The 23205-nt window shown below is 63.1% G+C and carries 23 protein-coding genes; 7 read left to right on the forward strand and 16 right to left on the reverse strand.

All coding sequences use genetic code 11. From position 1 onward, the window contains the following. Positions 1-4: 4 nt before the first annotated feature. The 6 genes from AC6CHO_RS12230 to AC6CHO_RS12255 all read right to left on the reverse strand — a co-directional run bounded on the left by AC6CHO_RS12230 (position 5) and on the right by AC6CHO_RS12255 (position 9351). On the reverse strand, positions 5-1093 hold the full coding sequence (locus AC6CHO_RS12230) for a BMP family lipoprotein (RefSeq protein WP_498215247.1): 1089 nt from the start codon (positions 1091-1093) through the stop codon (positions 5-7). Positions 1094-1379: 286 nt separating this feature from the next. Beyond that, a complete protein-coding gene (locus AC6CHO_RS12235) occupies positions 1380-2576 on the reverse strand; it encodes an amidohydrolase (RefSeq protein WP_498215248.1) in 1197 nt (398 codons plus the stop codon). A gap of 142 nt (positions 2577-2718) precedes the next feature. Next, positions 2719-4290, reverse strand: a complete 1572-nt coding sequence (locus AC6CHO_RS12240; protein WP_498215249.1) for a GMC family oxidoreductase — start codon at positions 4288-4290, stop codon at positions 2719-2721. Positions 4291-4306: 16 nt separating this feature from the next. Continuing rightward, positions 4307-5857, reverse strand: a complete 1551-nt coding sequence (locus AC6CHO_RS12245; RefSeq protein ID WP_498215251.1) for an aldehyde dehydrogenase family protein — start codon at positions 5855-5857, stop codon at positions 4307-4309. Next, on the reverse strand, positions 5850-8075 hold the full coding sequence (betT, locus tag AC6CHO_RS12250) for a choline BCCT transporter BetT (protein WP_498215253.1): 2226 nt from the start codon (positions 8073-8075) through the stop codon (positions 5850-5852). The genes AC6CHO_RS12245 and betT overlap by 8 nt, the downstream gene beginning before the upstream one ends. A 160-nt stretch (positions 8076-8235) precedes the next feature. Next, a complete protein-coding gene (locus AC6CHO_RS12255; protein ID WP_498215255.1) occupies positions 8236-9351 on the reverse strand; it encodes a mannose-1-phosphate guanylyltransferase in 1116 nt (371 codons plus the stop codon). Between the two features lie 246 nt (positions 9352-9597). Between AC6CHO_RS12255 and sdhC the strand changes: the two genes are divergently transcribed. The 4 genes from sdhC to AC6CHO_RS12275 are packed head-to-tail and all read left to right on the forward strand — an operon-like array spanning position 9598 to position 13087. Continuing rightward, entirely contained in the window at positions 9598-10011 is a 414-nt protein-coding gene (sdhC, locus tag AC6CHO_RS12260; RefSeq protein ID WP_498215257.1) for a succinate dehydrogenase, cytochrome b556 subunit, read from the forward strand. A 3-nt stretch (positions 10012-10014) separates the two neighbouring features. Beyond that, positions 10015-10461 carry a succinate dehydrogenase hydrophobic membrane anchor subunit gene (locus AC6CHO_RS12265; protein ID WP_060700825.1) on the forward strand — a complete coding sequence of 149 codons (447 nt, stop codon included), beginning with the start codon at positions 10015-10017 and terminating at the stop codon, positions 10459-10461. A gap of 56 nt (positions 10462-10517) precedes the next feature. Beyond that, positions 10518-12305 carry a succinate dehydrogenase flavoprotein subunit gene (gene sdhA, locus AC6CHO_RS12270; protein ID WP_060700824.1) on the forward strand — a complete coding sequence of 596 codons (1788 nt, stop codon included), beginning with the start codon at positions 10518-10520 and terminating at the stop codon, positions 12303-12305. Next, complete coding sequence (locus tag AC6CHO_RS12275; protein WP_060700823.1) at positions 12305-13087, forward strand: succinate dehydrogenase iron-sulfur subunit; 783 nt, start codon at positions 12305-12307, stop codon at positions 13085-13087. The genes sdhA and AC6CHO_RS12275 overlap by 1 nt, the downstream gene beginning before the upstream one ends. A 102-nt stretch (positions 13088-13189) precedes the next feature. Here AC6CHO_RS12275 and AC6CHO_RS12280 read toward each other — a convergent pair whose 3' ends face one another. The 5 genes from AC6CHO_RS12280 to AC6CHO_RS12300 all read right to left on the reverse strand — a co-directional run bounded on the left by AC6CHO_RS12280 (position 13190) and on the right by AC6CHO_RS12300 (position 17093). Continuing rightward, positions 13190-13696 carry a 2'-5' RNA ligase family protein gene (locus tag AC6CHO_RS12280; protein ID WP_498215259.1) on the reverse strand — a complete coding sequence of 169 codons (507 nt, stop codon included), beginning with the start codon at positions 13694-13696 and terminating at the stop codon, positions 13190-13192. After that, positions 13696-14712 carry a tryptophan--tRNA ligase gene (trpS, locus tag AC6CHO_RS12285; RefSeq protein WP_498215260.1) on the reverse strand — a complete coding sequence of 339 codons (1017 nt, stop codon included), beginning with the start codon at positions 14710-14712 and terminating at the stop codon, positions 13696-13698. Before trpS ends, AC6CHO_RS12280 begins: the two co-directional genes overlap by 1 nt. 8 nt (positions 14713-14720) lie before the next feature. Beyond that, the gene (locus AC6CHO_RS12290) at positions 14721-15560 is read right to left on the reverse strand and encodes an exodeoxyribonuclease III (protein WP_498215262.1); all 840 of its coding nucleotides are present in this window, start codon (positions 15558-15560) and stop codon (positions 14721-14723) included. A 90-nt stretch (positions 15561-15650) separates the two neighbouring features. Further along, positions 15651-16148 carry a hypothetical protein gene (locus AC6CHO_RS12295; protein ID WP_060700817.1) on the reverse strand — a complete coding sequence of 166 codons (498 nt, stop codon included), beginning with the start codon at positions 16146-16148 and terminating at the stop codon, positions 15651-15653. Between the two features lie 69 nt (positions 16149-16217). Continuing rightward, the gene (locus AC6CHO_RS12300; protein WP_498215264.1) at positions 16218-17093 is read right to left on the reverse strand and encodes a GAP family protein; all 876 of its coding nucleotides are present in this window, start codon (positions 17091-17093) and stop codon (positions 16218-16220) included. Between the two features lie 23 nt (positions 17094-17116). On the opposite strand from AC6CHO_RS12300, the gene AC6CHO_RS12305 reads away from it, so the two are divergent. After that, positions 17117-18283: a sensor histidine kinase gene (locus AC6CHO_RS12305; protein ID WP_498215266.1), complete on the forward strand. Its 1167-nt coding sequence runs from the start codon at positions 17117-17119 to the stop codon at positions 18281-18283. Then, the gene (locus AC6CHO_RS12310) at positions 18280-18945 is read left to right on the forward strand and encodes a response regulator (RefSeq protein ID WP_498215268.1); all 666 of its coding nucleotides are present in this window, start codon (positions 18280-18282) and stop codon (positions 18943-18945) included. The genes AC6CHO_RS12305 and AC6CHO_RS12310 overlap by 4 nt, the downstream gene beginning before the upstream one ends. Here the strand turns inward: AC6CHO_RS12310 and AC6CHO_RS12315 are convergent. Together AC6CHO_RS12315 and AC6CHO_RS12320 are read right to left on the reverse strand one after the other, a co-directional pair. Then, positions 18893-19249, reverse strand: a complete 357-nt coding sequence (locus AC6CHO_RS12315; protein WP_498215270.1) for a VOC family protein — start codon at positions 19247-19249, stop codon at positions 18893-18895. The genes AC6CHO_RS12310 and AC6CHO_RS12315 overlap by 53 nt on opposite strands. 32 nt (positions 19250-19281) lie before the next feature. Then, entirely contained in the window at positions 19282-20181 is a 900-nt protein-coding gene (locus AC6CHO_RS12320; RefSeq protein WP_498215271.1) for a LysR substrate-binding domain-containing protein, read from the reverse strand. Between the two features lie 123 nt (positions 20182-20304). Between AC6CHO_RS12320 and AC6CHO_RS12325 the strand changes: the two genes are divergently transcribed. After that, entirely contained in the window at positions 20305-21690 is a 1386-nt protein-coding gene (locus tag AC6CHO_RS12325; protein WP_498215273.1) for an MFS transporter, read from the forward strand. A 49-nt stretch (positions 21691-21739) separates the two neighbouring features. On the opposite strand, the gene AC6CHO_RS12330 is transcribed toward AC6CHO_RS12325, so the two are convergent. The 3 genes from AC6CHO_RS12330 to AC6CHO_RS12340 form a co-directional block, all read right to left on the reverse strand. Next, complete coding sequence (locus AC6CHO_RS12330; RefSeq protein ID WP_498215274.1) at positions 21740-21973, reverse strand: SHOCT domain-containing protein; 234 nt, start codon at positions 21971-21973, stop codon at positions 21740-21742. A gap of 136 nt (positions 21974-22109) precedes the next feature. Beyond that, positions 22110-22448: a TM2 domain-containing protein gene (locus tag AC6CHO_RS12335; protein ID WP_084793125.1), complete on the reverse strand. Its 339-nt coding sequence runs from the start codon at positions 22446-22448 to the stop codon at positions 22110-22112. Positions 22449-22542: 94 nt separating this feature from the next. Beyond that, positions 22543-23199 (reverse strand): response regulator, encoded by a 657-nt coding sequence (locus AC6CHO_RS12340; RefSeq protein WP_498215491.1) that lies wholly within the window; start codon positions 23197-23199, stop codon positions 22543-22545. Positions 23200-23205: the final 6 nt, after the last annotated feature.

Genomic DNA, 23205 nt, shown 5'->3' on the forward strand with positions numbered 1-23205 from the left:
AAGCCTACTTTGGGCTTGCTGCCGATTCGACCTTCAGGTCACCGGAGATGATCTGGGCCTTCAGGGCTTCGATCTCCTTCTTGGTGTCCTCGCCGATGGCCGAGTCGAAATCGTGGAACGGTGCCAGCGCGACACCTTCGTTTTCCAAGGTACCGACATAAGGAGTGGCGTCGAACTTGTCTTCGGCATCAGACTTGATGACGTCTTCTACAGCCTTGTCCATGGTCTTGACGACCGAGGTCAGCATGTATTCCTTGTAGTCAGGTGCGGTCAGGTAGCCATCGGAGTCGACCCAGATGAGCTTGGCCTTTTCGCCGCCCTTGTTGGCTTCGGCTACCGCAGCGCCAGCGCCCTTGCCCACTGGACCAGCGACCGGCATGATCACGTCAGCTCCTGAAGAGATGAAGTTCTTGGTGATCTGCTTGCCTTTGTCCTGCTTCTCGAAATCGCCGGAGAAGGTGCCGTCCTGCTTCTTCTTGTCCCAGCCCAGCAGCTTCACGTTCTCGCCCTTGTCTTCGTTGAACTTGGCAACGCCGTCGGCGAAGCCGTCCATGAAGATGGTGACGGTAGGGATCTTGATGCCGCCGAAGGTGGCAACGGTGCCGGTCTCGGAAGCAGCTGCCGCTGCATAGCCGGCGAGGTAGGCTGCTTGGGCGGTGTTGTAAATGATCGGCTTGACGTTCTTGATGGGCTCCTTGTGCTGGAAGTCCACAATCGCGAAGTTGCTATCTGGGTTCTTGGCTGCGGCATCGGCGGTCGCATCGCCTAGCAAGTAACCCACGGTGACGGTGAGGTTGCAGCCAGCGGACGTCATGCCCTGGAGGTTGGTAGCGAAGTCCGCATTGGACTTCGACTCTGCTTCGCGAATCTTGATGCCCAGGTCCTTTTCCGCATTCTTCAGGCCACGGTAGGAAGACTCATTGAAGGACTGGTCGTCGAATCCACCTGAGTCGGAAACGATGCAGCCAACGTAATCGGGGTATTTGCCAGCTGAGCTGGACTCTTCCGGTGCAGCGCCGCAGGCGCTCAAAGCCAAAGCCGAGATGCCGAGCATGGCCGCGGCCACACCGGTCTTGCGCGATACGAAGCGCATCTATTCCTCCAAAAGTCGTGCGAGATCATGTGGGAGTTCAGACACCAGCCACCCCTGTAAAGCATCGTTGCCTTGGCCTTACGCGAGCGCACCTAAAGTCGTAGCTTCCCCATCGTTTCCATAGCCTATCGGAGATATGTCACAGGTAAAGACGATAAAGATTACAAACAGATAACTAAGCGGCTTCAAAACGGCAAGCGCTTAACGTCAAAGCCCAAGTCACTCAAAGAATTGAGAAAGTGTCAAAGACTAGTTAAAAAGTTTTGAGTCTACTGTGACCAACACGCTATTTGGCGCTTGCTTCGCGAACGGCCTGCATGGCGGCCGCGGTCATAATACGCACACCGATGCCAATGCAGGATTCATCAGGCATGTAATCCCCGCGATGCAGGTCGTAAGTCTTCCCGCCCGGAGTTCGCGTGCCCAAGCGCAACATGGCCCCGGGGACCTTCTGGGTCATCCAGGCAAAATCCTCCCCGCCCATGGACTGCGGGGTCAGTTCAATCGCGTCCGCGCCGAACTCACGACGTGCGGCATCCTCAATCAGCGCCGTCTCTGCGGGCGCATTCACGACCGGTGGAACGCCGCGGGTGTGCTGCAACTTGATTTCCACGCCGTACGGAGCGGCAATCTGGCGCACCACGTTGTCCAGAAGCTCACCGGCCTCGTACCAGATATCCCCATCCAGGCAACGCATGGTTCCGGCGAGATATCCAGTGGCAGGGATCGCGTTCGGGGCGCTGCCGGCATGAATCTGGCCCCACACCACGGAGACCGCCGAGCGAACGTCGACCTTGCGGCCGAGCACTGCGGGCACCTGGGTGGCGATCTGGCTCATCGCAAAAACGATATCTTCGGTCAGGTGCGGTCGGGAGGTATGCCCGCCGTGGCCGTTGACCTCGATGCGGATGGTATCGCTGGCAGAAGTGATGGCACCGATACGGGTGCCGATATGCCCTGCATCGATCCGCGGGTCGCAGTGAAGGGCCAATACCCGTGGCACCTCATCGAGCAGTCCCTGCTCGATGACCGAGAGCGCTCCGCCAGGGAGCTTCTCCTCGGCTGGCTGGAAGATGACGCGTACCCGGCCGTTGAGCAGGCCAGCCTCGTTGAACCTGCCCAGCGACAGGGCAACTCCCAGCATCACCGTGGTGTGGATGTCGTGGCCGCAAGCGTGCGCCACTCCCTCAACCATCGAGCAGTACTCCAGGTCGGTTTCCTCGATGACCGGCAGCGCATCAATATCGGCGCGGAAGGCAATCCGGATCGGCCCCTGCCCGATATCGACGAAGGCGCCGGTGTTGGTCATCTTCTGCGGCGAGAGCCCAGCGGCCTGCAGCGTTTCGAGGATGCGTTGAGTTGTCTGGTGTTCCGCAAAGGACAGTTCCGGGTTCCGGTGCAGCTCGCGCCGAAAGTCGATCAGCTGATCGATTAACGGCTCGGTGAAGTCGCTGACGGAGGCAACATTGTCATAATCATTCACGGTGGACACCTTTCGAAGATACTCGTCCAACAGCTGCAGATAACAGTTCTTCGTAATGTTTGGCCACAGCGCGAAACAGTTCGGACCACGCAACCGGTGGTGGCCACCGGTTTCCCGATGGCCACCACCTTTGTCTTGCGCCCTAGTTTTCGCGGATCAGCTCGGCACAACGCTCGCCGATCATCATGACCGTGATATTCGGGTTCACGGTGACCAGCTCCGGCATCACCGACGCATCGGCAACGCGCAAGCCACTGACGCCCTTGACCCGCAGCTGCGGATCCAGCGGGCTCATCACATCATCCTCGGCGCCCATGCGCACCGACCCTGCCGGGTGGTAGACGGTGTTGTGGGTGCGCCTGAGGTAGTCGAAGATCTCCTCATCGCTCTGCACATCCTGGCCAGGGAACTGCTCAACGCCGGCCCAATCGGCCATCGGGGACTGGGCGACGATCTCGCGGGCCTTGCGGATGCCGAAGGTCATCACCCGGGCGTCGTGGCCCTCTGGATCGGTGAAGTAGCGCGGGTCGACCTTCGGCTTGTCGCGGAAGTCGCAGCTGCGCAAGCGCACGGTGCCCCGCGACTTCGCATGCGTGACGTTCGGAGTCAGGCAGAAGGTGTTCTCGCTGGTCGGGTAGCCCTGGCGCAGGGTATGCATGTCGAAAGGCACCGAACCGTAATGCATCATCAGATCCGGGCGATCCAGCCCTTCCTCGGTGGGGGTGAAGATGCCGATCTCCCACCACTGGGTGGAAGATTCCACCATTGGCTGCTTCGCCTCCCACTGGATCACGCCTTCCGGATGGTCCTGCAGGTGCTCGCCCACGCCCGGGGAATCGACCAGCACCTCGACGCCGACCTCCTTCAGGTGCTCGGCCGGGCCGATGCCCGAAAGCATCAGCAGCTTCGGCGAATCGATGGCGCCGGCCGAAACGATGACCTCCTTGGCGGCATTCAGGGTCACGGTGCGGCCGAAAGCGCCATCCACCACGTCGACGCCGGTGCAGCGCTTGGACGCATCGAAGTTCAGCTTGCGCGCCTGCAGCCCGGTGAGTAGGAAGAAGTTCTCCCGGCCCTCGATCGGGTGGATGTAGGACACCGAGGAAGAGGAACGGGTGCCATCTGGCAGGCGGTTGATCTGGAAGAAGTTCGCGCCGTTGATGACCGTCTCGTTGTTGTTGAACTTGGCACGCGGGATGCCCGCCTGCTGCGCGGCATCCAGGATCGCCACGCCGCAAGGGTCATTGGCCGGAACGTTCATCAGCTTGACCGGACCCGAATCGCCGTGGTGCGGCGCCGCCGGCCCTGCGTCCTCATTGGTTTCCAGCTTCTTGTACAGGCGGTAGGCCATCTCGGCGTTCCAGCCGGTGGCGCCGAATTTCGACTCCCACTCGTCGATGTCCTCGCGCGGAGCCCAGAAGGCGATGCACGAGTTGTGGCTGGAGCAGCCGCCCATGACCTTGGCCCGGGCGTGGCGCATGAAGGAGTTGCCGTTTTCCTGCGGCTCGATCGGGTAGTCCCAGTCAAGCCCCGATTCGAGCAGCTCCATCCAGCGGTCAAGCTGCAGCACCTCGTCATAGCCGCGGTCATCGGGACCGGCCTCGACCAGCGCAACGGAAACGGCGGGATCTTCGCTCAATCGCGATGCGACCGCGGCGCCTGCTGAACCGCCGCCAACAATAATGTAATCGAAGTCTTTTTTGTCAATGCTCATTTTTCTCCCTTTCCCGTTATTTCTCGGCAAACCAGCCGGTAACCTGCGGGTTCAGATTCTGGTAGATGTGCTTTGCTTCCTGGTACTCGCCAAGCCCGGTAGGGCCAAGCTCGCGGCCGTTGCCGGACTGGCCAAAACCTCCCCATTCCGCCTGCGGCAGGTACGGGTGGTAGTCGTTGATCCAGATGGTGCCGTGGCGCAGGCGATTGGCGACGCGCTGGGCCTTGCCGGCGTCCTGGCTCCATACCGCGCCGGCCAAGCCGTAGACGGTGTCGTTGGCAATCTTGATGGCCTCTTCTTCGGTGGTGAAGGTTTCCACCGTCACGGTCGGGCCGAAGGCCTCGTCCTGGGCCACGCTCATGGAGCCGGTGACCTGGTCGATCACGGTCGGCAGGTAGAAGTGGCCGGTGCCCAGGCCCGAGCCGTCCTCCTCGGTGGCCTTGCGCCCGCCGCAGCGTACCCGGGCGCCCTCTGCGATGCCGGCCTGCACGTAGGCGTCAACCTTGGCCAGGTGCTCGGCGGAAATCAGCGGACCGGTTTCGGCTTGCTCGTCGAACGGGCCGCCCAAGGTGATCTGCTCGGCCTTGCGCACCAGCGCATCCACGAACTTTTCGGCAATGCTTGCTTCGACCAGCAAGCGGGAACCTGCCGAGCAGACCTGGCCTGAATGGACAAACGCGCCGTTCAGGGCGTTGTCCACGGCAGCGTCGAAGTCCGCATCGGCGAAGATCACGTTCGGGTTCTTGCCGCCCAGTTCCAGGGCCACCTTCTTGACCGTCCCGGCGGCCGCCGCGGCGATCTTCCGGCCAGTCACCAGCCCGCCGGTAAAGGACACCAGATCCACCTCCGGGTGCTCCGAAAGCACTGCGCCAGCGGTGGATCCCGCACCGGTGACCAGGTTGGCCACACCGTCGGGCAGGCCTTCCTGGCGCAGCACATCCATCATGAGCACCGCGGTGGACGGGGTCAGCTCGGCAGGCTTGAGCACGAAGGAGCAGCCAGCGGCCAGTGCCGGGGCGATCTTCCAGGCTGCCTGCAGCAGCGGGTAGTTCCACGGGGTGATCATGGTCGCGACACCCACCGGCTCGTAGACGATGCGGCTGAGCACATTGGCGTCATCCGCGTCGACGATCCGCCCGGCATCCTGCCCTGCGAGCCTTCCGAAATACTCGAAGCACGCGATGATGTCGTCCATGTCGATCCTGGACTCGATAATCCGCTTTCCGCTATCCAGGGTTTCGGCGAGGGCGAACTCCTCCTTGCGCTCGGCCAGACGGGCCGCGACACGCAGCAGGAAGCGTCCGCGTTCCGGTGCCTGCACCGAGCTCCACACTCCCGAGTCGAAGGATTCGCGCGCCGCCTTGATGGCCCGGATGGAATCCTCCTCGGTCCCCTCGGAGGCCAAGGCAACCTGCTCGCCGTTGGCCGGGCAATGGATGGCCCGGGTGCCCCCGGAAGCCGACGGGCCGAAGCTGCCACCGATGAAAATAGTCTCCCCGCTGGCCAGCAATTGCGGGTTGGGGCTGCCCTTGAGCTGCACCGAGCCCGAATCGAGAGTATTAGTCATTGAGGTTCTCCTTGATTTTTTCGTCGTCTTCGATTGCTTCTAGTTCCTTGTCCAGCTCATCGGAATCCGATCGAGGCTGGATCCGTGGCAGCATGCCGGTGTCAAAATCGCGTTCCCAGTCGGTCTTCGCGCATCCGTCATCGTTGATCTGGCTCTTGGAATCGTGCAGATTCTGGTGATGGATGAATTCCATATGCGTCTCGTACTGGTCCAGCACATCGGCGATGACCTGTTCCTGGGACAACGACATCAGGTCGAACCCGTGGCTGCCTTCCTGGTTGAAGGCTTCGAGCCGGAAGTAGACGTCGGCGCTGCTGGAGACGCGGGAATAGGTGGGCAGATCCATGCGCACCGGATAGACCTGGTACTTGAACGGGCGCTGGTCGGCATGGGTCACGGCGACCAGGTCGATGGAATTGAGCTGCAGCCCGCCCACCGGCTTGATCTCCAATTCGACCTCAACACCCTGGGCGGCGAATTCGTCATGGACATCTCGCAGGGCCGGCTCGATCACTTCCTGGATGTAGCGGGCGGTCTGCCGGCGTCCTGGATAGACCATCGTGCGCGACAGGCGCTGGCGCCAGTTGCGCCTGTCCCCTGCCGAGCTGCTGCGGCTGGTGAGCATCGCGTGCAGCGACTTGTCGTAGCTGTCGGCCAAGGCGGTCTCGACCCTCAGCGATTTGTACAGGCCCAGCATCACGAATATCAGGACCACGGAGAACGGCAGCCCCATGATCACCGTGGCGCCTTGCAAGGTGGGCACTCCGCCGACCAGCAGCATGGCCAGCGTCAGGATGCCGATGGCCAGGGACCAGAACAGCCGGACCGGCTTGGAGCCATCTGCCTCGGAATCCTTCAGATGCGAGGTGAAGTTCGCCATCACCAGCGCGCCCGAGTCGGCGCTGGTGACATAGAACAGCAGGCCGGTGAAAGTTGCGATGCCGGCCACCAGCGGCACGGCGGGATACTGCTCGAGCAGCGCGTAGAAGGCGCGTTCCGGGGTGTTCATGGCGATTTCGCCGAATTCGGTGTTGCCGTTGATGATCAGCGCCAGCGCGCTGTTGCCGAAGATGGAGATCCAGATCAGGATGAAGGCCATCGGCACTACCAGCACGCCGGTGACGAACTGGCGGATGGTGCGTCCGCGGGAAATGCGGGCAAGGAACAGGCCGACAAAAGGCGCCCAGGCGATCCACCAGGCCCAGAAGAACAGTGTCCAGCTGTTCAGCCAGGCATCAGGGCGGTCATAGGCGAAGGTATCGAGCGCCATGAACGGGAACTGGGCGAGCATGTCTCCCACGTTGCCCACCAGCGCGTCCATCAGGAATGCGGTATTCCCGGTCACCAGGATGTAGCCCAGCAGGATGATGCACAGGACCACGTTCAATTCGGAGAGCCGCCGGATGCCCTTTTCAACGCCGGTGAGCACCGAGATGGTGGCCATGACCACCGACAGGCCGATCAGGGCGAACTTCCAAGCGTTGCTCTCCGGAATGCCGAAGATGAAGTGCAAGCCGTAGTTCAGCTGGGCGACGCCAATGCCCAGCGAGGTGGCGATGCCGAAGATCGTTCCCATGACCGCTGCGATGTCCACGCCGTGGCCGATGGCGCCGTTGATCTTTTTCCCGAAGATCGGATACAGGGCCGAGCGGATGCTCAGCGGCATGTTGTGGCGGTAGGCGAAATATCCGAGCGCCATTCCAACCAGCGCGTACAGTCCCCAGCCGATGAGCCCGTAGTGGAACAGCGTCCATACGAGCGCCTGGCGGGCGGCCTCGGCAGTGGCTCCGTCACCGCGTGGCGGAGCCAGGTACTGGGTCACTGGTTCGGAAACGGAGAAGAACATCAGGTCGATGCCGATGCCGGCGGCAAAGAGCATCGAAGCCCAGGTGAAGAAGCTGAAGGTCGGGCGGGCGTGGTCCGGTCCCAATCGCGTCTTGCCGACCTTGCTGATGGCTACGAAAATGACAAAAACCAGGACCGAAACGACGACCAGGGTATAGAACCAGCCCAGATTCTTTCCGACCCATCCGACCAGGGCGTTGATCGCCAGATCGGCCGATTCCTTGTCGAGTATGGCCCACATGGCGATGGCCAGCACGCCGGCCGCCGAGCCATAGAAAACTACCTTGTTGATCCGCGTGCGAGGTTCGACTTCATCCGACGAACTCCCCAGCGTCGGTCCATTGCGATCGCTTGACTCGTGTTTGACTGTCATGCCGCTTGACCCTAGCAACGACAACAGATCACATTCAAGGTATTGATATATCAATAAAATATGTGCTTCATTTACAGCCATCATTTTTCAAAATAGAAAAATAACAGGTCAAATGGGCATTAGCTATCGGAGGGCTTTGGCGGATCCCGGAAGAAAATTTCTACAAAACGTCTTCGCGACCCTGTTCTTTAAGCCTTTCGACCGTCTGTTTCACCCGCTGCGCGTGCTCTTTGGTGGTCACCAGCAGCGCGTCAGCGGTATCCACCACCACCACGTCCTCGATCCCCACCAGGGCAATGACCCGCGGCCGGTCCGAGTAGACCACGCCGGTGGCGTTATCGGCATAAACGCGCACCTGCTTGTCGCCGAGGTTGATAATGCCCTCCTCGGCGCTGGCCTTGTTCAGGCGGCCGATCGCGGCGAAATCTCCCACGTCATCCCAGTTGAAGACACCGGGGATCACTGCTACATCGCCGGCAGCCGCGGCAGGCTCCGCCACCGCGTAGTCGATCGCGATTTTCGGCAGCCCTGGCCAGACTTCGCGCATGACCTGATCGCGGCGCCCGGTCTCCCACGCGTCAGCAATCTTCGACAGGCCCGCGTAAAGCTCCGGCTCATTGGATTCGAGGTGCTTGAGCATCAGGCTGACCGGGGCCACAAACATGCCGGCATTCCAGAAGAAGCCCCCGGAGGCCAGGTACTTGCGCGCGGTATCCTCGTCGGGCTTCTCCACGAACTCCACCACGCCGCGCGCGGTCGGCGCATTGGGCACGTCCAGCGGTTCACCGGTGCGGATGTAGCCGAACCCGGTGGACGGATGGGTGGGGTGAATGCCGATGGTGACGATCTTGCCGGTAGCGGCAGTATGAATCGCTTCGCTCAGCGCAGCCTGGAACACTTCCACCGGCTCGATCACCTGGTCGGCGGCGAAGGACCCCATGATGATATTGGGATCGCGGCGGTAGAGGATGGCGGCGGCCAAGCCGATGGCGGCGGCCGAGTCGCGGGGCTCCGGCTCGAGCACCAGGTCCTCGTCGCACAGTTCCGGAAGCTGGCTCACCACCGCTCCGCGGTGGGCGCGTCCGGTGACCACCATGATGCGCTCGCCTGCCAGCGGCACCAGCCGGTCATAGGTGGCACGGATCAGGGTTGAGCCGGACCCGGTCAGATCGTGCAAAAACTTGGGAGCGGATGCCCTGGACAGGGGCCACAATCGGGTACCGACGCCTCCGGCGGGGATCACGCCGTGGAATCTGGATAATAGGTCTGCATTCACGCATTCCAGACTAATTCATCCGGTGGATAATCTGTTCCATTGAAATTGGACAACCAGTGGAAATAGGGAAGGAATCCATGCGGTATTACGGGCGAAAATTCAGCCTTTCAGCGCTTTTTCACTACTATTCGGTGAACCTCCTCACAGGAGCTCGACACGAAATAGATTGCAGTGCGCCAAGTGGTTTAGACTCGCACAAGGAACGCTCGCACAAGTGCGTCAAATCTCATTGTGTGCAATATACACATGCGCCGTTGCGAGCCTTGGAGGTTTAGTTCAGTGTCGAAGACTTCGTCAGGCACCCTATACCGCGGCCATGAAGGCATGTGGTCCTGGGTGGGACACCGAGTCACCGGTGTCGTTATTTTTCTCTATCTGCTGGTGCACGTGCTGGACACGGCGATGGTCCGCGTTGATGCCAACGCATACAACGCCATCATCAGCACCTATCAGACCCCGTGGATGGCATTGGGTGAAACCGGTCTGGTTGCAGCAATCCTCTTCCACGCATTCAACGGCCTGCGCTTGATCCTGGTCGACTTCTGGAAGCAGGGCACCAAGTACCAGCGCCAGATGCTCTGGGGCGTATTGATCCTCTGGGTTGTCGTCTTCGCGGGCTTCGCCATCCGCCACCTGTCGATCGCATTTGGGAGCCACTAAGCCATGAGCGTTTCTATTCCTGCTCCGCGCAGCCAGCGCATTGATCCTAAGTACAACCGCGGCCCCAAGTCCCGCGGCAGCTTCGAAATGCTGGCATGGCTGTTCATGCGCCTGTCCGGTGTTGTGCTGATCGTCCTGATCTTCGGCCACCTCTTCGCAAACCTCATGGTCGGAGAAGGCATCTCCGGCATCAGCTTCGGCTTCGTCGCCGGCAAGTGGGCTTCGCCAATCTGGCAGTTCTGGGATCTGGCCCTGCTGTGGCTGGCCATGCTGCACGGCACTAACGGCGTGCGCACCATCATCAACGACTACGCAGAAAAGCACGCAACCCGCGCTTGGCTCAAGGGCATCCTGTACGTCGCAACGATCTTCATCATCGTGCTCGGTTCCCTGGTGATCTTCACCTTCGATCCTTGCGTAGCTGGCAGCCAGCTGCAGCAGTGCTTGTGAAACTCCCCCGTTTCAGCCGATAGCCAGATAGATTTTTAGAAAAGAGAGCATCAAGAATGCAGGTACATAAGTACGACGTAGTCATCGTCGGTGCCGGTGGTGCAGGCATGCGTGCAGCGATCGAATCCGGTCAGCGCGCACGCACCGCAGTGCTAACCAAGCTTTACCCAACCCGCTCGCACACCGGTGCAGCCCAGGGCGGCATGTGCGCAGCACTTGCCAACGTCGAGGAAGACAACTGGGAATGGCACACCTTCGACACCATCAAGGGTGGCGACTACCTGGTTGACCAGGACGCAGCCGAGGTCATGGCCAAGGAAGCCATCGACGCCGTGCTCGACCTGGAAAAGATGGGTCTGCCGTTCAACCGCACCCCAGAAGGCAAGATCGACCAGCGCCGTTTCGGTGGCCACACCCGCGACCACGGCAAGGCCGCCGTGCGCCGCGCCTGCTACGCCGCCGACCGCACCGGCCACATGATCCTGCAGACCCTGTACCAAAACTGCGTCAAGCACAACGTCGAGTTCTACAACGAGTACTACGTGCTGGACCTGCTGATGGTTGAAGAGGATGCCTACCGCGAGGACGGCACCGCCTACAAGCAGAAGCGCGTCGCCGGCGTGGTCTCCTACGACCTGGCCACCGGCGAGCTGCACGTCTTCCAGGCCAAGTCCGTGGTCTTCGCCTCGGGCGGCGCCGGCAAGGTCTTCAAGACCACCTCCAACGCGCACACCCTGACCGGCGACGGCATGTCCATTGCCTTCCGTTCGGGCCTGCCGCTGGAGGACATGGAATTCTTCCAGTTCCACCCAACAGGCCTTGCGGGCCTGGGCATTCTGCTCACCGAAGGTGCACGTGGCGAAGGCGCCATCCTGCGCAACTCGGATGGCGAGCGCTTCATGGAGCGCTACGCTCCAACCATCAAGGACCTCGCACCTCGCGACATCGTGGCCCGCGCCATGGCCAACGAGGTCCGCGAAGGCCGCGGTTGCGGTCCAAACAAGGACTATGTGCTCCTTGACCTGACCCACTTGGAACCAGAGCACATCGAATCCAAGCTGCCTGACATCACCGAATTCGCCCGCACCTACCTGGGTGTGGAGCCATTCACCGATCCAGTGCCGGTGTACCCCACCGCTCACTACGCCATGGGCGGCGTGCCAACCAACATCAACACCGAGGTGCTGCAGGACAACGACACCGTCGTTCCAGGCCTGTTCGCTGCCGGCGAGGTTGCCTGCGTTTCGGTGCACGGCTCCAACCGCCTGGGCACCAACTCGCTGCTGGACATCAACGTGTTCGGCAAGCGCGCCGGTGTGGCAGCTGCCGAGTACTCCAAGACCGCCGACTTCGTCGAGCTGCCGGAGAACCCGGAAGCATTTGTCATCGACCAGATCGAAGGAGTGCTCACCGGCAACGGCACCGAGCGCGTCTCCGACCTGCGCTCGACCCTGCAGGAGACCATGGACGCCAACGTCCAGGTGTTCCGCGACGAGCGTTCGCTGAAGGAAGCACGCGACGTGATCGAGGATCTGCGCCGCCGCTACAAGAACATCAGCGTCCAGGACAAGGGCAAGCGCTTCAACCTGGATCTGCTCGAAGCCATCGAACTGGGCTTCCTGCTCGACTTGGCCGAGGTCATCACCGTTGCTGCTCTGCACCGCAAGGAATCCCGCGGCGGCCACTACCGCGAAGACTTCCCGGACCGCGACGACGAGAACTTCATGAAGCACTCGATGTCCTACCGCGATGGCGAAGCCGTCACCGAGGACATCAAGGGCATCCGCATGGAGACCAAGCCAGTGGTCTTTACCCGTTACCAGCCAATGGAGCGTAAGTACTAATGAGCACCGAACTGCCAGAACCAGCGTCAAAGATCGAGCTGAAGCCAGGTGTTGGCGGCGGCGGAGAAATCCCAAGCTTCGACATCACCCTGCGCGTTCGCCGCTATCTGCCAGAGGCCACCGCGGATGCCTACTGGGAAGACTTCAAGCTGACCATGTACGGCACCGACCGCGTGCTCGACGCCCTGCACAAGGTCAAGTGGGAGCAGGATGGCACGCTGTCCTTCCGCCGCTCCTGCGCCCACGGCGTCTGCGGCTCCGATGCCATGCGCATCAACGGCCGCAACCGCCTGGCTTGCAAGACCCTGCTCAAGGACCTGGACACCTCCAAGCCGATCACCGTTGAAGCCATCAAGGGCCTGCCCCTTGAAAAGGACCTCATCGTCGACATGGAACCGTTCTTCCAGTCCTACCGCGAGATCATGCCATTCCTGATCTCCAAGGACCACGAGCCAACCAAGGAGCGCTACCAGTCCGCAGAGGACCGCGAGCGCTTCGACGACACCACCAAGTGCATCCTGTGCGCCGCGTGCACCAGCTCCTGCCCGGTGTTCTGGACCGATGGCCAGTACTTCGGCCCGGCTGCGATCGTGAACGCGCACCGCTTCATCTTCGACTCCCGCGATGATGCCGGCGACATGCGCCTGGAGATCCTGAACGACAAGGAAGGCGTGTGGCGCTGCCGCACCACCTTCAACTGCTCCGAAGCATGCCCACGCGGCATCCAGGTGACCAAGGCCATCGCCGAGGTCAAGCAGGCAATCCTCTCGCGCACCATCTAGGAACGCAGAGCTAAGGCCCGAACCAGTTCAACTGGTTCGGGCCTTGCTTTTTGGGCCTAAGAGTTTCGCCGTCCCTTTCGAGACGGCGAAATTCTTGCGCTTCTAGGCGCCCAAGGCGATGTCCTCGCTGAGGTTCCATTCGCCGCCGCGCGTATCAAAAAGCTGCACCTGGTCGGCCTCGAAGGCCAGCTGCACCTGGGCCAATGCAGCTTGCGCGGCATCCAGCTGCTGCGCTGGCACGTTCTGCGCGATGGTAAGGTGCGGATGGTAGGCGAAACCCGATTCGTGGCGCAGCGCATCGCCGAGCAGCTGCCGATGCAGTGCCCAGCATTGATCGGCCCCGGAGAGCAATGGCAAGTACACCACGTCGCTGGCCGGGCGGAAAGTGCGCGCCGCGCCCAGCTCGATGGTGAACGGCTTCATGCCCGAAGCCACCTGGCGCACCTGCGCGGCGGCCTTCTCCCAGGTATTGAGGTAGGACCCGGAGACCAGGGTGATATGCGGGGCGATCGGCTCGGTGGCCGCTCCCCCGAATTCCTGGCGCCACGCGCGCAAAGCATCCCGGTGCGGCTGCGGCACCGGGATCACTACGCCCAGGGTGTATTCCATCAGATTCCCAGCGGCGGCAGGAAACCGACCTTCTGGTAGACATCGGCCACGGTCTTCGAGGCCACTTCCCGTGCCTTGGCCGCACCGGCCAGCAGCAGGCGGTCAAGCTCCGCCGGGTCATCGAGCAGCTCAAGGGTGCGGGTGCGGATCGGGGTCAGCCGCTCGACCACGGCATCGGCCACAGCCACTTTCAAGTGCCCGTACATCTTGCCTTCGAACTCGTTGACCAGTTCAGGCACATGCTTGCCGGTCACGGCAGCCAGGATATCGAGCAGATTCGAAACGCCCGGCTTCTCGGCCTTGTCGTAGGCCACCACGGACCCGGCATCGGTGACCGCGGACTTGATGCGCTTGGCAATCAGCTTCGGCTCGTCAAGCACGTTGATCAGGCCTGCCGGGGATTCGGCGGACTTGGACATCTTCGAGGTCGGGTTCTGCAGGTCGTAGATCCGCGCGCCCTCCTTGGGGATGAAGGCCTCGGGCACCACGAAGGTTTCGCCGAAGCGGTGGTTGAATCGCTTGGCCAGGTCGCGCGCCAGCTCCACATGCTGGCGCTGGTCATCGCCCACCGGCACGCCCTGCGGCTGGTAGAGCAAGATGTCCGCGGCCATCAGGATCGGGTAGGTGAACAGCCCGACGCTGGCGGCATCCGCGCCGCCCTTGGAGGACTTGTCCTTGAACTGGGTCATGCGGCTGGCTTCGCCGAAACCGGTGATGCAGTTGAGCACCCAGGCCAGCTGCGCGTGCTCGGGCACCTGCGACTGGACGAACAGAGTGGACTTCTGGACGTCGATGCCGCCGGCGATGTACTGCGCGGCGGTGACGCGGGTGCGTGCCCGCAGGTCATCGGGGTCCTGCGTGACCGTGATCGCGTGCATGTCGGGGATGAAGAAGAACGCGTCGTACTCGTCCTGGGTCTTGACCCAGTTGACCAGTGCGCCCAGGTAGTTGCCAAGGTGCAGCGAATCGCCCGAAGGCTGCATGCCGGACAGGACGCGGGGACGGGAATTTTCCATGGATTTCCTTAGAACTGGTAATCGACGACCAGCGGTGCGTGGTCGGAGAAGCGCAAATCGTAGGCCGAGGCGCGGTCTACGTGGGACTTGATGGCCTTGCCGGCAAGGGCGGGGGTGGCCATATGGTAGTCAATGCGCCAACCGGCATCGTTGTCGAAGGCCTGCCCGCGGAATGACCACCAGGTGTAGGGGCCCTGGGCGTCGCCAGCCAGTTCGCGCGCCACATCCTTGTAGCCGATTTCCGGGCCGAAGAAGCCGTCGAAGTAGGCGATCTCCTCGTCCATCACGCCGGCGCGCTTATTGTGGTTCGGCTTCCAGTTCTTGATGTCCTTCTCGGTGTGCACCACGTTCAGGTCGCCCACCACCAGCACATGGTCCTTCTCGTTCTTCAGCTCGACCAGGCGCACGTTCATGCGCTGCAGGAAGCGGTACTTGTCTTCCTGCTTCTGGGTGCCCAGTTCGCCGGAGTGCACATAGGCGGAGACCACGGTGAAGATCTCGCCGTTGATATCGAAGTCCGCTTCCACCCAGCGTCCGGCATCGGCGAAGTAGTCCTCGCCGATATTTTCGCGCACGGCCACCGGCTGCGTGCGCGAGAGCACGGCCACCCCGGCGCGGCCCTTGTCCTTGGCCTCGGCATGCAGGATATGCCAGCCCTCGCCGATCAGCTCGCGCAGGATCGCATCCGGTGCGCGGACCTCCTGCAGGCAGAGGATGTCCACGTCGCGGGCGGCGATCCAGTCGGCCATATTGCGCTTGTAGGCGGCGCGAATGCCGTTGACGTTGACCGACGCGACGCGCAGTGCGCCGGCGTCCTTGCTCAGAATTTCCACGCTGGTAGGTATCACCCCTCCAGCTTACAAAACTCTGCGCCCGATTACGCGCTGATCAGTCCCGGGGCAAGCAAAAAGGGCAACGCATGTGCGTTGCCCTTGAAGCTAGTCGATGATTTCGCCATCCATCGGCGTGGCCGGCTTGATCATGTCGCGCGCGTTGGCCGCGGTCATCTGGATTGTCTCCAGCGCCCGATCGATCATCGCCTCGGACTCGGGTCCCTTGGCCTCGCGCTGCTCGGAGACCACCCTGGCCTGGACCTGCACGATCTTGAACGAGTGGTCCAGCTTCATATCGCGCTGGCTAGTGGATTCATCGACCACCACGGTGCCGGACTGCGCCCGCGGGGTGGCCGCGGCGGTCGCCTCGCGCAGCGAGTTGTTGATCTTCTCGGCCCCGCGCTTCAGGCCGAACATCATGAATGCGGCCAGCAGCAGCCAACCGGCGGAGATGACGACGACAAACCAGCCGACGATCTCATTGGAGTTGGCAGCGAAAACTACCGCCACCAGAAGAACGATGACCATGACGGACATTGCCAAAGTTGAGGCGTTGAGGGTGACTTTTTTGCCCTGCTTCGCGCTGCTGCCTAGAGGTTCCATAGCACCAATTCTCGCACCACCTGCCCACCGCAAGCCAATTGGCGGCCCGCGCTTTCGCCCACAGCGTGGCTAGCCGAACAAGCTATGCAGGTCCAGCCCGGCAAGGGATGCGCGAATCAGCAAGAAACCGCCGATGCCCACCACCCAGCCCAGGGTTTCCTGGACGTAGGCACCTGCTTTGTCCCCGAACTTTTGCATCCAGATCTCGATCCGTGCGTCGGCCAGCGCGCGGGCGGCCACCAGCAGCAACGCCGGGACGATCATGACCAGGCAGTAGCCAGCCAGCGCCACCAGCTGCAGGCCGGCGCTCCAGCCGGTGCCCTGCATGACGCCCACCGCTGCCAGGTAGGGCAGCATCGTGGGAAGTTCCAAGAGGCCCGCGAACAGAGCCAGGGCGATCAACCCGGTGCGGGTATCCAGCGCTGCGCCCACCCGGCTGCGCAAGCGGCGCGGCACCTGCTCGGTGGCCACCGCGCCGGCTGCCTCTGAAGCCTCATGGGCCCCGGCGAATCCCGCGGTGCTCTGCGTTTTCTTCCGTGCGCTGGCCGCCTTCTGCGCGTCGGTGCGGTAGCTCAAGGCCCAGAGGATCATGAGCACGCCGGCGAGAACCCCGGCGGCTTTGAAGAACCGGTGCTCGAAGATCCCCGGATCGACCAGCAGCAGCCCGCTGCGCAGCAGCACCCCGATGACCCAGTAGAAGACCGCTATCACCCCCAGATAGACCAGCACCTTGATGATGGCCTCGCGCCGCCCGCGCAGCAGCAGCCACAGCGGAATGACCAGGGTGCCGATGCTGGTCGAGTCGATCAGCGCCAGGATGACCAGGGAAAGTTCGGGATTGCCCGTCATGATGTCCATGGCTTCCACTGTTCCGCAGCCGAGTGCCTCGCGGTATCGGCCAGCAGGCTCGGTCTTCTCCGCCTTAAGGGGGATACCCGGAGGCATGGGGATCGGGGATGCTTGAAAGCATGAACTTCATTCGGCGGATGGGCAGCGGCGACAAGGAACCGGAGGTCGCCGGCACCTACCTGGTTCTGGTCGTCATCCTGCATCTGGCCGGCGTGGCCAATTCGCCGTTGATCCCGGCCAGCGGCGTTGAATGGATCCTTTTGCTGCTGCTTGGCGCGGGCGCGATCCTCATTCGCCGCCGCTGGCTGCTGCCCAGCACGGTGGCCTTGGCGCTGTGCGGGCTGGGGATGCTCGGGGTGGGAAGCATCGGCGGCTATTTCCTGATCTTTGAATGCATTTTCGGGTCGTTCCTCCTCGGGTCGGCCCGGGTCCGAACCGTGATGTTCTTCGTCTTGGCAGTAGTGGCCCTGGGGCTGGCGATCGCCAGCTGGCTGGCGACGCAGAACCTGCAGGAGGTGGTGCTGAGCCTGTTCATGGCCGGCTTCGTTCTGTTCATCCCGATGCTCTGGGCCGAAAATGTGCGCACCGCCAAGGAACTGGCCAGAGCTGAAACCCAGCGGGCGCACGCCCTGCAAACCGCGGCCACGTCGCGTGAAGACCGCCTGGTGGCCGAGCATCATGCTGCACGGATCGAAGAACGCACCGCCTTGGCCCGCGAGATGCACGATGTGCTTTCGGCCAGGTTCTCTTCCATTGCCTTGCTTTCCGGGGCGCTCTTGCCCGCCGCCTCCCACAGCGCGCGAGGCCCCTTGCAGAGCATCCGCGACGAGTCGGTTTCAGGCCTTGAGGACATGGCGGGCATGGTGCGCATGCTGCATCAAGGCGGCCAGGCATTGCAGGCGCGCATCGAGGATCTGCCCGCAGTGGCTGCGGGCTTCGGCGAGCCGGTGCGCTGGGAGTACCGGGTCGAGGATCCGCAGCGCTTCAGCCCGGCGGTGCATACCGCCGCGCACCGCACGGTGTCCGAGCTGCTGGTCAATCATGCCAAGCATGCCCCCGATACCCTCTTGGAACTGAGCATCGTGCAGCATCACGGGTTGAGCATCGTGGCCAGGAACAGGATGCCCGGTGCGCCGCACTCGGATGCGCCGGGGGCCGGGATCGGGCTTCGCAATATCCGCACCCGCGTGGCAGCCCTGGATGGGCGGTTTGCGCTGCGCACCGGCGACGTGTTTGAAGCGCGGGTCGAATTCCCCGAGATCGCGCGAGGAGCGGCGAAGCCATGAAGGTCCTGATCGTTGACGACCATGCCACCGTCCGCATGGGCATCCGGCTGGTTTTGCAGGCCGCGGAGGACCTGGAAGTGATCGGCGAGGCGGCCGATGGGCGATCGGCCATCTCCATGGCCAAGGCCCTGTCCCCCGACGTCATCCTGATGGACCTGCGCATGCCGGTGCTCGATGGCATCGAGGCAACGAAGGCGCTACATGGGTCCTGCGCCGTGGTGGTGCTGACGACCTTCGACGACGATGAGTATCTTTTCGGCGCGCTGCAGGCCGGAGCCCACGGATTTTTGCTCAAAAGCGCGCAGCCGCAGGCGATCATCATGGCCGTGCGCGCGGCCGGCCGGGGCGAATCGGTGCTGGATCCCCAGGTGACCTCCCGGATTTTGGCCCGCGCCCTGGCCCCGGAACCCGCCGAGGCGCTACCCGAGGGACTGACGGCGCGCGAACGCGAAGTTCTCGACGGGTTGGCTCAGGGATTGAGCAACCCGCAGCTGGCCCGGCGCCTGGGCATCGGGCACAGCACGGTGAAGACGCACGTTTCGCAGGTGCTGGCCAAGCTCGGGGTGTCCACCCGGCTTCAGGCGGCAAGAATCGCCTTCGCGGCCGGCGCTACCAGCTCACCAGGCAGAAGGGATGATCCTGCGGATCCAGGTAGACCCTGAAGGTCTTGGTGCCCTCGCCGGTGGCCTTCGCCCCCAGGTGCAGCACCTGCTCCTCGGCCAGGTCCAGGTCGGCGACTTTCACGTCGATATGGGCCTGCTGCGGGTGGATGTGCCCGGGCCATTGCGGCGCGACATAGGGGCTGACGGCTTGGAATGCGAGCGCCGGGTGGTCCGGGGCGTCGCCGATCGACACCCAGTCCGGCTCGTTGTCGATGCGTACCATCCCAAGGAGCTGTTCGTAGAATTCGGCCAGTGCATCGGGGTCCTCGCAGTCGAAGACCATGGCCTGCCATGTGCCAATCATGGCCCCATTATGCGCTCGGGTTCCGCCCGCGTCTACCAGGACTCAGCCATTGCGCAGATACAGTGGTCGATCAGCGCCTGCACCCGGGCGGGAATGCGCACCGAGCGCGGGGTGATGGCCACCACCGCGTTGGAATAGTTCGGCGCTTTCAGGTCCCGGTAGGCCAGCGGCCGGCCCTCCACGGAGACCGCGGCGTTATTCGGCCGGCGCATCAGCAGCCCGTAGCCCAGCCCGCGCCCGACCATGGCGGAAACCAGGATCATCTGCGGGACGGCCGCGGCGATTCTGGGGGCCAGGCCCTGGGAGGCGAAAAGCTGCATCTGGTGATCGGTGCTCGGCTCCGACTCGTACATGATCAGCGGTTCTGGCGCGAGGTCCGCCAGTTCCAGCGGCCGCTTCAGCTTGGCCAGCCGGTGTTCGGGGTGCAGCACCACCTGCATTTCGGTGCGGTAGACCTGCTGCTTGTCCAGGTCCGCGGGCAGCGAGAGATCGTAGACAAAGGCGACGTCCAGCTCTCCGTTGCGCAGGGCGGGCAGCAGCTCGTCATGGGTGCCCACGCGCACTTCGAGCTGCACTTCGGGATGGTTGAAACCCTCAAGTGTGGCCGGGATCAGGTGCGGGGAGAGCGAGGCAAAACATCCGAAGCGCACCGGCCCGCGCAGGCTGCCGCCGGCCTGCGGGAAGGTGGCGCTCAGTTCCCCCACGTCGACCAGGATTTTCCGGGCCATCTGCGCGAAGTGATGCCCCGAGGCGGTGAGGGAAAAGCCGTGGGCCTTGCGGCGCAGGCAGAGGCTCTCTCCGGCGAGGCGCTCGATCGCCGTAATCGCCTGCGACAGGGCCGATTCGGAGATCCGCAATTCGCTGGCGGCCGAGCCGAGCGTGCTGTGCCCGGGCAGCTCGGCCATGATTTCCAGATGGCGCATCGAATACATAAGCCTGCCTTCAGAAGTTCTGCAGATATTTGAAGTTTACCTTACCTGTATCGGCTGTCACACTGAAGTGATCCACAACCCAGGGGCGAGCGGCAGCTGAGCCCCGCTCGCAAGGGAAGCTTCATGAGAACAGCACACGCCGCCAAGGCGAACCAACGACGCGTCGCCTTCGCCACCGTCATCGGCACCACCGTGGAGTGGTACGACTTCTTCATCTATGCCACCGCCGCCGGCCTGGTCTTTTCCAAGCTCTTCTTCGAGCCCGCCGGCCAGGAGATCGCGCTGCTGATTTCCTTCGCCTCGGTGGGCCTGTCCTTCCTCTTCCGCCCGCTCGGCGCGTTTTTGGCCGGGCACTTTGGCGACAAGATCGGCCGCCGGGCCATGCTGGTGCTCACCCTGGCCCTGATGGGCGCCTCCACCACCCTGATCGGCGTGCTGCCGACCTATGAAACCGCCGGACTGTGGGCGCCGGTGCTGCTTCTGCTGCTGCGCATCCTGCAGGGCATTTCGGCCGGCGGCGAATGGGGCGGCGCCGTGCTGATGGCCGTCGAGCACGCACCCGAAGGCCACCGCGGCCGCGCCGGCTCCTACCCGCAGGTGGGCGTGCCGCTGGGCATGCTGCTCGCCTCGGGCACCATGGCGCTGATGACCGGCGTGGTCTCCCCCGGCGAGGCCTTCATGGCCTGGGGCTGGCGCGTGCCATTCCTCGTCTCGATCGTGCTGATCCTGGTCGGCTACTTTGTCCGCCGCTCCGTGGACGAGTCCCCGGTTTTCGAGGAGATCGCCGAGCACAAGGCGCAGACCAATGTGCCGATCCTGGTGCTGTTCAAGAAGCACTGGCCGCTGGTGATCGTCGCGGCCCTGGTGTTCGCCGGCAACAATGCCGCCGGGTACATGACCACCGGCGGGTTCTTCCAGTCCTACACCACCAACCCCGAGGGCCCGGTCGGCCTGGAACGCACCGACGTGCTGGTCGCGGTCGCCTTCGGCGCGGCCATCTGGCTGGCCATGACGCTGGTTGCCGGGCTGCTGGCGGACAAGATCGGCCGAAAGCGCACCTACCAGCTGGGCTTCATCATCCTGGCGCTCTCGCTGTTCCCGGTGTTCGCCCTGGTGAACTCCGGCTCGCTGGGCCTGCTCTACGTGGCCTTCGGCCTGTTCTCCATCGGCCTGGGCCTGACCTACGGCCCGCAGGCGGCCCTGTACTCCGAGCTCTTCCCCGCCTCGGTGCGCTTCTCCGGGGTCTCGATCTCCTACGCGATCGGCGCGATTGTCGGCGGCGCTTTCGCCCCGACCATTGCCCAGGCGCTGGTGCAGGCCACCGGCGGCACCACCGCGGTGGCCGTGTACCTGCTGATCGTCGTGGCAGTGTCCTTCATCGCGGTCAGCCTGATTCGCGATCGCTCCGGCATCGACTTGTCCTTCCGCAACCAGGCCGAACAGGAAGTGGGCGCGCTGGTCTTCGACAAGCGCGGCGCGGAAGCGGCCAAAACCACCCAGGACGCCTGATACGCAAACAGCCAGGGCCCGCGCGAGCGGGCCCTGGCTTTTTTGACGGCTATTTCCTGGTGCGCAAGACCTCAAGGCGCTGCCGGTACTCGGTGTCGTCGATCTCCCCGCGGGCGTAGCGCTCGCGCAGGACGCCCTCCGCGCTGGCCGGCCCTTGATGCCGGCGGCGCTTGAAGGTGAAGATCAGCAAGCCGATCACCAGGATCCAGAAAATCGGGAAGAACCAGAACGGGCCGGGGCCGTAGCCCCAGGCGTGCGCTGCTATTGCCAGGGTCGGGATCAATGTGGAACTCCTTGGTAGATGTGCGGGACGTCGCGTCCCATGCATCCACTCTCCCGCTCCCGGCCCCTTGGGCACATCCGCTCGGGGAAGACACTTTGATCGAGCGGCGTACTCCCCCGGGCAGACTGCCGGTACGCTATGCCATGTATCGGGTGGTGCCGCGCTGGTTGATGCGTTGCACCGTGCCCGGGATGGTGAACAGGTCAATAATCAGCAAGATCCACAGCACGCCCAAAGGCACCCAGCCGATCAGGATGAAGGTCGTGGCCCAGCCGATGACGCCCAGCGCCAGGTACACGATGCCCGCCACTACCTGGCCGAGGTAGAACTTGTGGATGCCCAGCTGGCCGAGGAAGAACCACAGCACATAGGCCAGCAGGGTGCTCTTCTGGTTCACGATCACGATGTGGTTGTTGATCTGGATGGGCTGCTGCTCGTAGGGGCGTTGCGGCTGGCCGCCGGTATTTTCCGTCATGGGTACCTCGCTAAATTCTCTGTGCTGCGTGCGATGATGCATTCACCACCACTTTATCCGACGACTTGAGAATTGCGTCCCAATCCGGAGTGGGTTACGTGTTGCCCAGCGCTTCGCCGGGGGTAATCAGGCCGGACTCGTAGGCCAGCACCACCAGCGAGGTGCGATCGCGCACCCCGAGCTTGCCGATGATCCGCGAAACATGGGTCTTGGCAGTCAGCGGGGTGATAAAAAGTTCCGCCGCGATCTCCGCGTTGGTTTTCCCAGTGCCGATCTGCACGAGCACTTCGCGCTCCCGGGCGGTCAGCTCGGCCAGGCGCGGATCGTCGGGAAGCTTCCTCTGGATCCCCGTGGCGACCTGGCTCAGCAGCGTGCGGGTGACGCTCGGCGAGAGCAGCGAATCGCCTGCCGCAACAATGCGCACCGCCTCGATCAGCTGCGCCGGCTCGGTGTCCTTGACCAGGAATCCGCTGGCGCCGGCGCGGATCGAATCCAGGATGTAGTCCTCGAGCTCGAAGGTGGTCAGCATGATCACGCGGGTGGGCAGCTCGGCTTTGATCTGTGCGGTCGCGGAAATTCCGTCACCGTGGGGCATGCGGATATCCATCAGCACGATATCCGGCTTCGTGGCGCGCGCCAGCTGCACCGCCTCGGTGCCGCTGCCGGCGGTGCCCAGCACCGACATGTCGGATTCGGCTTCCAGCAGCGCGCTGAACCCGGCGCGAATCAGCGACTGGTCGTCGACGATCAGTACCCG

Source organism: Glutamicibacter sp. GQ173, from assembly GCF_059759215.1.